The sequence below is a fragment of the Dialister sp. genome (assembly GCF_036343215.1).
Taxonomy (GTDB): Bacteria; Bacillota; Negativicutes; order Veillonellales; family Dialisteraceae; genus Dialister.
On sequence record NZ_JAZASU010000054.1, the window covers coordinates 1 to 11,848 of the forward strand.

The following is an 11,848-nucleotide window of genomic DNA, read 5'->3' on the forward strand; positions in this document are numbered from 1 at the left end:
CAGACCGGGATTGGTCAATCCATTGAAGTACTATCTGAGCTTAAGGAATAGATGTAACAATGTAGCGCCGTATACGAGGACCGTACGTACGGTGCAATGGGAGGGCTAATAACTCTACCCTATTATGGGTCCCATAGAAGTTCCCAGTTTCCCATCCGGGGCTGTGTTCTTTGAAACTTTCTGTAACAACGGAACTGAGGACTGTCCACAGATCGGGAGTCGGGACGTCGGGACTCGGGCACGTGTGGGAGAGCAGAAATAGGCGCCGCGGATTATATATTTTATGATTCAACCTTCCCGCCGCCGGAAAGCCCGTCAGATGGGCATAAGAAAAGCACCTCCCTTTCGAAAGGTACTTTTTTACAATTTTTATTTTAAGTAATTAGCTATTCATCGCCTTCATTTTCATTATTTTTATTCCGAAGGGCATTATAGATTTCACTGGCAAGGGTTTCCATGATTTGCTGGATGATTTCCGGATGATTCATTGTCATTTCCCCAAATTCCTTGTTCTGCTTGAATCGGTTGAAGAGGAATTCGCCAAATTTAGTCTCATAGTAGCCTTTGATGAACATTTCCAGATTATTTGATTTGGCAAAGTTGACTGCTTTTTTATCATTCAGGAAATCGCCGGTAAGCTGGGAGAAGACTTTGTCCATTTCTGTGAAATGGGTGCCATAGCGTTTGTTGACGTTTTCGATGATTTTATCCAGAGGACTTTTTGGATGATCAGTCGTACCTCCGTCTCCTCCTCTGATTGGTTTCAGGGTGCCTGTTTCAGGATTCAGTGTAATAGTTCCATTGAAGTCCTGTTTTAGTTTGTAATATTCCAGATTGAGCAAATCCTGGATATTGACACTTGATTTTCCTTTTTTAGGAAGTACTTTCAAAAGGAAATGGGCATAAATGGAGAAACAATGGAGTTCTTTATCAAACATGCGGGCAATCTGGGTAACGAAGCTGTAGACTCTGTCAAAGCGAGCCAGAAGCATACGGAATTTGTCTCTTTTTTCCTTATCCATGGCATTATAGCGCCCAATGGAAGGAATAAGAATGTTTGTCAGTTTGGCCATATCTCCGTGAGATGAGTCATATCCTTCAGGATTAGCAAAGAAAAGCTTTGCTACATCTTCGATATCTTTGGGTCCATAAATACCGAAAGAATCGAGTTTATCTTTCATGCGATAAATGACATCCGGATCTGTTCCTTCTTCCAGGAGGGTTGCCTGGTAGTAGGGCTGGAAAGCTTTTTGTATGTCTTCTGCCGAATTCACAAAATCCAGAACGAAAGTATCATCTTTCCCTTTGCAGGTACGATTCAGGCGGGAAAGGGTCTGAACTGCTTTGACACCATCCAGTTTTTTATCCACAAACATGGTATGGAGCAAAGGTTCATCGAAGCCGGTCTGGTATTTTTCAGCGACTACGAGAATATTGAAATCATCCGTTTTGAAAACATCAGGCAGTGCTTTTTCACTGATGCTTTCTCCTTTTTTATCAATATTGATGGAAGGTTCCGTATAGGTGATGCCGTTATCCTCAATTTTTCCAGAAAAGGCCACCAGCACGTCCACTTTTTCCAGGTTATGTTTTTTTATATATTCCCGGATGGCAAAGAGGTAACGAACTGCATGAAGCCTGGAAGCAGTGACAATCATGGCTTTCGCGTGACCACCAATCTTGTATCGGGTCACCCGGAGGAAATGATCCATAATGACTTCCACTTTTTGGGAAATATTATGGGGATGCAGGCTTTCAAAATTTTTGATAGCTGCAATTGCTTTTCCGTTATCGAGCTCCGGATTTTCAGGAGATTTCTTGAGGATGCCATAGTACATTTTGTAGGTCATGTAATGTTTAAGTACATCCAGTATGAATCCTTCTTCGATGGCCTGCTGCATGGAGTAAATATGGAAAGCCCGATAGCTTTTATCTTCCTGAAGTTCTCCGAAAAGCTGAAGGGTCTTAAGCTTCGGAGTGGCAGTAAAGGCAAAGAAGGAAAGATTGGGCTGCTTTCCCTGGGTAGCCAGTTCATCGAGCAGTTTATCTTCATCATCTTTGCGGGCTGCTTCTTCTTCACCTTCAATTCGTGCATATTCTTCCAGAATAGCTTCTTTATCAGTCAGTGCCTGTTTCAGTTTCCTTGCGGCCATACCGGTCTGGGAAGAATGAGCTTCATCGACGATGATGGCAAAACGATAGTGTTCACTATGAACTTCTTTGAAAATGACTGGGAATTTCTGGAGAGTAGTAATAATGATTTTCTTGCCATCATTGATAGCATCCCGCAGCTGTATGGAATTTTTATCGATTTTTTCAACGACACCCGGTACATGATCGAACTGGAAAATCGTATTCTGCAGCTGCTGGTCCAGTACTCTTCGATCTGTGACAACGATGACGGATCGGAAAATCTTCTCATCTTTATCATTGTGAAGTCCTGCCAGACGATAGGCAAGCCAGGCAATGGAATTGGATTTGCCGGACCCTGCGCTATGCTGGATGAGGTAATTTTTGCCGGACCCCCGCTTGCGTACGTCTTCCACCAGTTTCGTTACGACGTCCAATTGATGATATCTGGGGAAAATCATAATATCTTTGTCTTCATCATAGACCATGTATTTCTGGAAAATTTCCAGCAGCGTATCTTTATTGAGGACTTTTTCCCAGAGATAGCTGGTGGGGAATCCTTCGGTGGTTTGCGGATTTCCTGCGCCGCCCACTTCGCCGGCTCCGTTACTGCCTTGATTGAATGGCATGAAATAAGTCGACTTCCCTGCGAGCCTTGTAGTCATAGCTGCTTCATAGAGATCCACGGTAAAGTAGACCAGGACTCTTTTCCGGAATTTGAAAAGCAGGTCCTCCGGACTTCTATCCTCGCGGAATTGCTTCTTCCCGTTTTCAATAGATTGCCCGGTGAGCTGGTTTTTGAGTTCCAAAACCACCAGCGGAATGCCGTTAACGAAGAGAGTCATATCCAGGGAATTTTCATTTTCAGAGCTGTAGTGAAGCTGACGGACGCAGCGAAGGATATTCCCTTCGTAACGGGCTAGATTTTCCTCATTGATTCCGGTCTCCGGTTTCCAATAGACGAAATCAAAATGGACGCCCTGGGTCTTTAGCCCCTTGCGGAGTACATCGAGGATATTTTCATCACTTCTTGCCAGCACACCGACAAAGAATTTGATAAACGTATCTTCCGGGAAATTTCCCACCGCAAAGGCATACTTCTTCCATGCCTTTGGCTGGGTGGTCTTGATAAAGGAAATCAGATCCCCCGGAATGATGGCTTTGTCCCGGTCATACTGGACAGAACCTGCTTTGATCCATCCGCCTTTGGAAGTGAGCCAGTTCTCAATGGCTTCTTCAAAATGTACTTCCTTCGTATCCATCACTCCACCTCCCGTTTGCCTGTTACCACTTCATAAATCAGGGACTTCTTGTACTCTTTCAATTTATCGATTAACTGCTGGCGTTTGGAAATATCTGCATCGATTTGGGTGCATTTCTTGTCGAGAAATTTTGATATTATATTTTGTTCTCTTATCTTGGGAACAGGAATACGAATTTTTGAAACTAATCCTTGATATAATCCTGCCTGTGCGGATTGATTAACTAAAAATGTTTCCTGAATTAAGCTGCTCTCGGACTTAAGGGCATACATTAAAAAATCTGAAATAACCTTATTTCCAGGACGAATAAAAATAACGCTACGTTGAAAAGCGTATATTTCATCATAATTATACACAGTGCAACGTCCAATTGATGCTCCTATGCAACATAAAAGAACATCACCTTTTTGTGGAAATCCATTGGCTACTATAGATTTGTAATCCGACTCGGATATATAACTTTCATTATCTGAAATACGCAAACCATTTTCACGTACATTTTTGGAACTTAAAAGTAATCTTCCTGAATTAAGACGTCGGTACGTTCCATGAGTACCATCGGTTAAACCATTATGAAGATGTTGTATGGATGCCACTGACCATGAAATCGGGATTTTTCCGATCCAGGGAATCCCACTGTCCTTCATGGGCACCGAGGGGTCCAGCCCCCGGGTGACGGTCTCCGTAATGAGGGACTGCTTGTAGGCTTTGAGCTTGTCAATAAGGTCCTGCTGCTTTTGGATTATTCTATCAATTTGATTACTTTTGGATTTTAAAAAAATTGCAATTTTTCTCTGTTCCTTTAAAGGTGGCACAGCAATATATGATTTATTCATAATTCCCATGGTGATAAAGCCCATGGTTGTTTCATGAACTTCTGCCATTAAAGCATCTGTTAAAGCTATTAGGTAAAAGTAAGTAAAATCCCGCGCCAAATTACCTATCAATTTGACTTTCCAAATATGATAATGATAAATTACCTTTTCCCCTTTCCATATTACTGGGGCATATGACATTGACCATGAATATAATAAATCTCCATCAGAACAATAATTTTCTTCTGGTAGTTCTAAGCTTGAGGAATACCAAATAGGATTGGAAAAAAGATTGCCTACTCTAAGGACTTTATATTTCCCATTTTTTTCAAACTCACTGTCTTTATAAGCACGTCCATTAATTAGCTTAATTTGAAATCTTTGCTCGCTGCAAATCCAGTCTTCCGGAATTTCTCCAATCCATGGAATCCCGCTATCTTTCATATTTCTCATGGCTGCCTCCCGGTGAAGATTTCATCTAGACTTCCAGAGAGTTCTTCGGCTAGTTCACGGATTTCTTTTTCCAGTTCAACCAAGGAACGGGGCGGCTCATAGTGATAGAAGTAGCGGGTGAAGGGGATTTCATAACCAATGACTGTTTTATCGTGATCTACCCAGGCATCGGGAGCAAAGGGGAGGACTTCCCTTTTCATATAGGACCCGATGAATTCTTTCAGCGGTACATTTTCCGTATCCCGAAGATCTGTATCGGGTACCTGATTTCCTTTAGTATCAAGATAGATGGTCCCTTTCGGGTCTACTCTGACGAGACTTTCCCCGTAATTTGGATTGCCGGACTTTCTATCCAGATTGGCCAGCTGTCGGAAAGTGATTTTCTTGGCAAGTTTTTTCTGGAGAGGATGCTTGTCGAATTTCTCTATCACTTCTGCCACGTCCATGTATGGTTCTTCCCGTATGAGATTTTTCAGGATTTCCGGCACCCGGCGGAGAGATTCTCTTTCCTTCTGGAGTTTCATGATGGCCTTCGACGTTTTATCCTTGCCCACGGAGTATTTCAAAAGTTCCATTTCAGAACCTAAATCTTCATAGACATGGTCTTCCTTGAAACGCGCTTTCATTGCGGAAATCGTTTCTTCTGTAATTTCAGTCACATAACGGAGCGGCCTTTCCACGGTGATTTTCTGATACCCTAAATCAGCCGTATCGAAAATGCGGCAAAGATCTGTTTCTTTGAAATCTCCATAGATACGGGTGATTTCATCAATCTGTTCCGGTGATATTTCCACTCGCTTGCTGCCCAGGGATTTTCTCATCTTTGTGTAAATCCCATTGGCATTTATAAGCTGAACTTTATTCCTGCGCCAGGGAGCTTTGCGGTTCGAAAGCACCCAAATATAAGTGGCGATACCGGTATTGTAAAAAATGTCGTTAGGAAGTGCGATGATGGCCTCTAAAAGGTCATGTTCCAGTATAAATCGGCGTATTTCCGAAGGTCCGCTTCCTGCATCACCGGTAAAAAGAGGCGACCCATTATGAATGATGGCCAGACGGCTTCCTTCCGGTTTCATCTTGGAAATAGCGGTTTCCAGGAAAAGCATCTGGCTGTCCCCGACGGCCGGCACTCCTGCACCGAATCGGCCTGCATAGCCCTCTTCAGATTCCTTCATGACTGCAATCTTTTCATTTTTCCATTCTCTACCGAATGGAGGATTAGAAAGAATGTAGTCGAATTTCAGATTTTTAAACTGATCATCAGAAAGGGTATTTCCTACTTTGATATTGGACGCATCTTCCCCTTTGATCAGCGTATCTGCCTGACAAATGGCAAAAGTCTGGTCATTGATTTCCTGACCAAAAGGAATCAGCTCTGCATCGGCATTCAGTTTCTTCAAATATTCACTGGCCACGGATAGCATACCACCGGTCCCGCAGGCAGGGTCATATATCGTCTTTACTGCATCAGGCCTGGTAAGGATTTCTGTATCATCCATGAAAAGGATATTGACCATGAGGCGGATGACTTCACGGGGTGTATAATGCTGTCCGGCATCTTCATTGCTGGATTCAGAAAATTTGCGGACGATTTCCTCGAAGACGTATCCCATTTCGATATCCGAAACCTTATCCGGATGAAAATCGCCTTTTTCCTTTGTGAACTCCTGAAGCACGATGAAAAGGATCTCCTTCTCTGCCATACGGTCAATCTGCACTTCAAAATTGAACTTTTCAATAATTTTCCGTACATTCTTTGAAAAGCCATTCAGGTACTGCTTGAAATTGGACCTAATATTGTCAGGGTCATCAAGAAGGGTAGTCCAGGTATAGCGGCTTGTATTGTAAAAAGAATAACCGGAAGCAGCACAAAGTACCTTCTCCATAAAGGGAGAATCAGTCCCATTTTTTGCTGCATCCAGCACCTTTTGTTTCGTCTTTTCCAGTACACAATCAAAACGGCGAATCACAGTCAGTGGTAAAATCACATCGCCATACTCATGGGGCTTGTAAACCCCGGTCAACTTGTCCGCAATAGCCCAGATAAGATCGGCCTTTTCCTTCACATTTATCGCTAAACTCAATGGACTAACCCCTTTTCTTCAAAATTAGAACGGTCTGCTTTATAACTTTATTGTACTCAAGTTCAAAAAATTTATCTACATTTGGATGTAATGACTCAAAAATGTATTTTCCTTTTGAATTATTCATTTCGAAATAGTGATATTAATATCACTATTGACTTTTGGAACGAAAAAGAGCATACTAAAATAAAAAGTGATATGGACATCACTTATATTTAATGGAAGGGGGGAATAGATAGTTATGAATTCTAAATTTGAAAGATACTGGGAAGAAAAAGAAAAGAAATCGGCCGAAATACAGGCCGGAATGGATAAGCTGAATTTAACTCGGATTGGATATGATATTTATACACTTATGTCTAAATACTTTCCACAGGAAAATGTACCAACCGCTTCTGTCATATATGCGTATTTATCTTATGCGCAGTGGCTGGTAGGGGAAATAAGTGATATAAAAGCTGAAGAAGATCCGGAATATGAACAAATTTATCAGGATTATGAAAATTCCGGTGAACCACTTGATATGTTACTTAACTATTTCTTGGACGATATCAGTAATGAAGTTAAGCAAATCATATTTGACTATTTTGGAAATGGTCTTTGGGAAAGGACTCGGTCAATAATTGATGAAGATGAAATAGGAACTTTTTGTAGTTCTCCTCCAACAGAGGAATATAGGAGTTATATCCTTTCCGGGAAATATATGTATACAACCAAGGCCGACGAATATTTCCGGACTCCTATTTCCATTGTAAGTTTAAGCAGAAAGATTTTATCCGCAGATTATGAAAGCCCTATGATTGATTTGTGCTCAGGACAAGGGGACTTTCTTTTCTCGGAGAAAAGCATGATGCTTGAAAGTGAATGGGAGCAAATGACTAAAGAGAAGGGCCCTTGGTATGGAATAGAAATCAATCAGGATGCATGGGTAATTTCCTATATTCGTAAGCTTTTTATGAGTACCTCAGGCCCAAGAAAATTTCTCCAATATGCTAATCTACGCTGTGGAAATGTTATGGATTTGTTCGATAAGAATCCTTATGGCAATCAATCATTTGATCGGGTCTTTTCCGAGCCACCAATAGGAGAACGGATTCCCCAACTTAATGAAGACATGACATTTGGAGATTCCGGAATTCGTGTGGAAAAGGGGATGAATCTGGATATTGCCGTAACTATTCTGGCATCCCGGCTTATCAGCAAAAAAGGAAAGGCAGTCATTATTCTTGCTCCCGGTGCATTGAATAAGATGAGCAGCGGATATTCTTCTATCCGCTCTTATCTGGTAGAGCATGGTCTTGTCCATGCTGTAGTTTCCCTGCCAGCCCGCCTCCGGGCCGATACGCCGACTGCCCTTTATATGCTCATACTTAGTCGCGGGAATGAGGCGGTCCGTATGGTTAATGCAAAGGAAATGGTAACCCCTGGACGGCGTCAAAATATCTTAAGTGATGAGAATATCGACGATATCCTGAAATGTCTGGAGGAGGAAAATAAGGACAGCATTCTGGTGGATAATGAAACCATCCTCAACACTTACGGCATTCCTCTTTCTCCCAAAACATATTTTAAACGGGAAACATCAGTAAAAAATGGACTTTTACTCGATGGAATCACGACTAAGGTTTATCGTGGTGCACCTTTCTCTGCTGATGTTTTGGATTCCTATCAGTCCATGACGCCTACCAGGTATCGCTATGTAAGACTTCAAGATATCATCTATGGAAGCCTGAATGAGACCATGTCTTATCTCATGAGGATTCCTGATGAGTATAAAGATTACGTGGTGGAGAATGGGGATCTTCTTATTTCTAGAAATGGTACGCCTTTCAAATGTGCCGTAGTGGAAATCAAAGAAGACGAAAAAATCCTTCCAGCAGCAAATTTCTTTATCCTCAAGCTGGATAAAGGGCAAGTCAATCCTTACTATCTTCAGGCATACTTTTATAGCGAAAAAGGCCAAGAGGCCCTAACACAAGCGGCAGGAGATGGGACGATTCAGGTTCTTTCCAAGAAAAATCTTTTGAACCTCATGATTCCAATACCCTCCAGAGAAGAGCAGGATCATGTGGCAGAAGAATACTGCGATTTGAAGAATAAAATTGAAAACAGTCAAAGGTTAATCCATCAATCTGATGAAAAAATGAGTCAGCTTTTCAACAAAATGTCCGAACTTGTATGACAGGAGGGGAAATCATGGCAGATTTGATTCAAACCGGTTTCAAGTATCTCTTGGAGTTTGCAGTGATTATTTTTATTGCTCTCATTGTAATCGATATTGTACTCAAGATTTTAAAGGTGGTTTTACCTTTGGACATCATGGGTGGTATTTGCTATTTCATTTATCAGTACTTCCCTGGTATATATCATGATTATCTTGAAGGACCGCTCACTTGGATAATGTATGGTGTTTTAGCTTACTTTTTTATACTTTGTTGGAATAATATTTCTAAACAAGAGGAAGAAGCAAGCAAGCGAGTGGAGGAACAGCGCAGGTATAGACTCTGATCTCATGAAAAGCCTGCTGTAATAGAAAAATTTTTCTGATTACATTAGGTTTTACTGGTCCGAGGAAAGCCAGTGGTTCGGGTACCATACGCTCTAAGTCGTGAAAACAGGTACGTTGATCGACAGGAGCATGCAGAATATTAAGTAAACCGGGAGTGCATTGGCACTTCCGGCTTTTTTTGTGAAATGGGATGCGAAACGGATTTCTGAAGGTTTATGCTGCTCTGTAGAGAATTTCTGCAGGGACTTGCAAAAATTTTTCGCAGAAGTCATTATTTTATCATTTGCTGCAAAAATGATGGAGGATTGTAGAAGAAAATTGGGCTTCGAAGGTCCAGATCAGGAAAGAACCCGTTTTTCATCAAAAATAAAAGCGGGCTGGTGGGACAAGGAATCAGGCTGCCTTGCCCCACTAGGGAGAGGGCCCTGCGACCCCGGGTAATATGGAGTCCTAGGTGTACTTTTACAAATCGGATGCCCCGTTCTTCGCACCTTTTTTTCCTTGAGTCTATCCCTGAAGAAGGTATGATGGAATCATAGAGTTTCCCATATTTTAAAAGGAGGAAATGATGGACGGATTGGAAGAGGAAGTCGAGGCTTTGATGGGGCAGTGGAAGTATGCCTATCCTGAGGATTATGAGCGGATGGAGGCGGAGGGGGTGAATATGCACGATTATGCAAAGCGGCGGATTATTTCTGCCAATCGGAGTATGGCTTCTACCCTCCAGATCATGAATGACCGGCTGCGGGAGACCATTTCGGATCCGGAGGAGTTTGAGCGGGAGAAGAAGTGGAATGAGATGACCGCCTGGGAGATGAAGGCGGAGGATTTGAAGTATATCTGAGGAGAAATGGCTGCTTTCAGGGAGCAGAGTGATTTCGTCCAGAGGGGATTTAGCAGGCAGCGGTTAGCAGTTAGCAGTTAGAATCCTATCTTTCCGGAACAGTCAAACCATCATGATCCTATTTGTGCAGGGCCCATAAAATCAGCCTGTGCAAAATCCCAATAAAAAAATAGCGGCCCATTGGGGCCGCGACCTTCACGAACAACGAATAATGATTGTTACAAGGTTTTTACGTAATTTTTCTGCTAAGGCTAACCACTAACTGCTAGCGGCTAACGGCTAACAACTATTTCAGCCACAGATTGAGGGCGCTCTGGGCGGCCTGTTCCGGGGTAATATAGCCTTCCTGGGCCATAAGGGCAAGGACCATGGTCATTCGTTTGGCTCCTTCCTGGGGGTGATCCAAAGGATCGTAAGCCGACGGGGCCTGGGGGAGACCGGCGAGCATGGCACACTGGGAGAGGTCGAGATCTTTCGGTTCTTTTCCGAAATAGGTCCGGCTGGCCGGTCCCACTCCGTAGGCGCCATGGCCGAAGTAGATGGTATTCAGGTAAATTTCAAGAATCTGGTCTTTGGAGTAATATTTTTCGAGCTGCATGGCAAGGGCCAGTTCTTCTACTTTCCGCTCCATGGTCCGTTCGTTGGAGAGAAAAATATTTTTTACGGTCTGCTGGGCGATGGTGGAACCGCCTTCCATGGTATGTCCGGCTGCGGCATTTGTGATGAATGCCCGGCAGACTCCGATGAGATCGATGGCTCCGTGATCATAGTATCTCCGGTCTTCGGTGGCGATGATGCCTTTTTTCAGAAGGTCCGGAATCTCATCGGAGGGGACGAATTTTTTCCGGTCAATCCGGGATTCGAGGGCCGTCTGGAAATGGGCCACGTTGTTCCATTTCTGCTGCAGCGTTTCCACTTCGGCAGCTGCCTGCTCACGGGTGGGGATTTTTTTGGAAATATCTTTATCCGTAGATTTTGGCGGTACTGTCTCCGCTGTGCCGGCAGGAGTGGCTTCTTTGGAAATGCCATTGAAAATGGTATTGGAAATATCTTTGATGAGCTCCACCATGCCGTCTTTTTCGGATTTCTGCTCCTGGGAAGGCGCAGAGCCTTTGGCGGATACGGTTTTCGGTGTGTGCGGCTTTTCCACGCCTCTGGATATGTCATTTCCTTCACTCATGCCCCAGTAAACGGCACCGGCAAGAATGAGAATAAGGAGTAAAAGTTTCTTCATAGGGATTCCTCGCTGGAAATTTGTTTGTATATTTCTTATTCTATCATATGTGGGGGCTGCAGGATGAATAGTTTCATTCGTAAAGGAAACTTTATGATGAGAGGCTTTTGGATCGGGGAGGGGCGGGGATCTCGGGAATGCCGGGGTTGTCGGGCAAATGCTGAAAGGACGGATTGGGGATTTCGGATTGCGGATTGCGGGAAGGTGCGGGCATCAAATTCATGAAGCCCGCTATTTTTATAGGAAAACCATAAGCTTTGAAAACTTTTGAATCGGGATTATCGGGAATATCGGGAATCGTTTCGGGGAAATCGTGAAGGTGGCGCCCTTCGGGCGCAAGTTTATATTTGACCTTTGGCTCTTAGCCAAATGGAATGGGAAGTATGAAATATGGGTGTGTACAAAAATAAAAATCATTATTTAAAAACTTTAGGGGAAATAGTTATCAGTTATTAGTTATCAGTTCGCAGTTATGGTGGCCGCCTTTTTATAGGGGAGGCGGCCCTTTTATATAAGG

Annotated in this window: 7 protein-coding genes; 3 read left to right on the forward strand and 4 right to left on the reverse strand. The window is 43.1% G+C overall.

Going from position 1 to position 11,848, the window contains the following annotated elements; all coding sequences use genetic code 11:
* Positions 1 to 386 precede the first annotated feature (386 nt).
* Genes VZT47_RS07405 through VZT47_RS07415 form a run of 3 tightly spaced genes read right to left on the reverse strand, consistent with a single transcriptional unit; the run spans position 387 to position 6,744 of the window.
* The gene (locus tag VZT47_RS07405) at positions 387 to 3,392 is read right to left on the reverse strand and encodes a type I restriction endonuclease subunit R (protein ID WP_330224331.1); all 3,006 of its coding nucleotides are present in this window, start codon (positions 3,390 to 3,392) and stop codon (positions 387 to 389) included.
* A complete protein-coding gene (locus VZT47_RS07410) occupies positions 3,392 to 4,660 on the reverse strand; it encodes a restriction endonuclease subunit S (RefSeq protein WP_330224332.1) in 1,269 nt (422 codons plus the stop codon). The genes VZT47_RS07405 and VZT47_RS07410 overlap by 1 nt, the downstream gene beginning before the upstream one ends.
* Positions 4,657 to 6,744: a type I restriction-modification system subunit M gene (locus VZT47_RS07415; RefSeq protein ID WP_330224333.1), complete on the reverse strand. Its 2,088-nt coding sequence runs from the start codon at positions 6,742 to 6,744 to the stop codon at positions 4,657 to 4,659. The genes VZT47_RS07410 and VZT47_RS07415 overlap by 4 nt, the downstream gene beginning before the upstream one ends.
* Before the next feature lie 241 nt (positions 6,745 to 6,985).
* On the opposite strand from VZT47_RS07415, the gene VZT47_RS07420 reads away from it, so the two are divergent.
* From VZT47_RS07420 to VZT47_RS07430, 3 genes are all read left to right on the forward strand, one after another.
* Positions 6,986 to 8,926 carry an N-6 DNA methylase gene (locus tag VZT47_RS07420; RefSeq protein ID WP_330224334.1) on the forward strand — a complete coding sequence of 647 codons (1,941 nt, stop codon included), beginning with the start codon at positions 6,986 to 6,988 and terminating at the stop codon, positions 8,924 to 8,926.
* A gap of 14 nt (positions 8,927 to 8,940) precedes the next feature.
* Positions 8,941 to 9,252 (forward strand): hypothetical protein, encoded by a 312-nt coding sequence (locus VZT47_RS07425; protein ID WP_330224335.1) that lies wholly within the window; start codon positions 8,941 to 8,943, stop codon positions 9,250 to 9,252.
* A gap of 566 nt (positions 9,253 to 9,818) precedes the next feature.
* Positions 9,819 to 10,097, forward strand: coding sequence for a hypothetical protein (locus tag VZT47_RS07430; RefSeq protein WP_330224336.1), 279 nt, complete (start codon positions 9,819 to 9,821; stop codon positions 10,095 to 10,097).
* Between the two features lie 286 nt (positions 10,098 to 10,383).
* On the opposite strand, the gene VZT47_RS07435 is transcribed toward VZT47_RS07430, so the two are convergent.
* Positions 10,384 to 11,331 (reverse strand): transglycosylase domain-containing protein, encoded by a 948-nt coding sequence (locus tag VZT47_RS07435; protein WP_330224337.1) that lies wholly within the window; start codon positions 11,329 to 11,331, stop codon positions 10,384 to 10,386.
* Positions 11,332 to 11,848 lie beyond the last annotated feature (517 nt).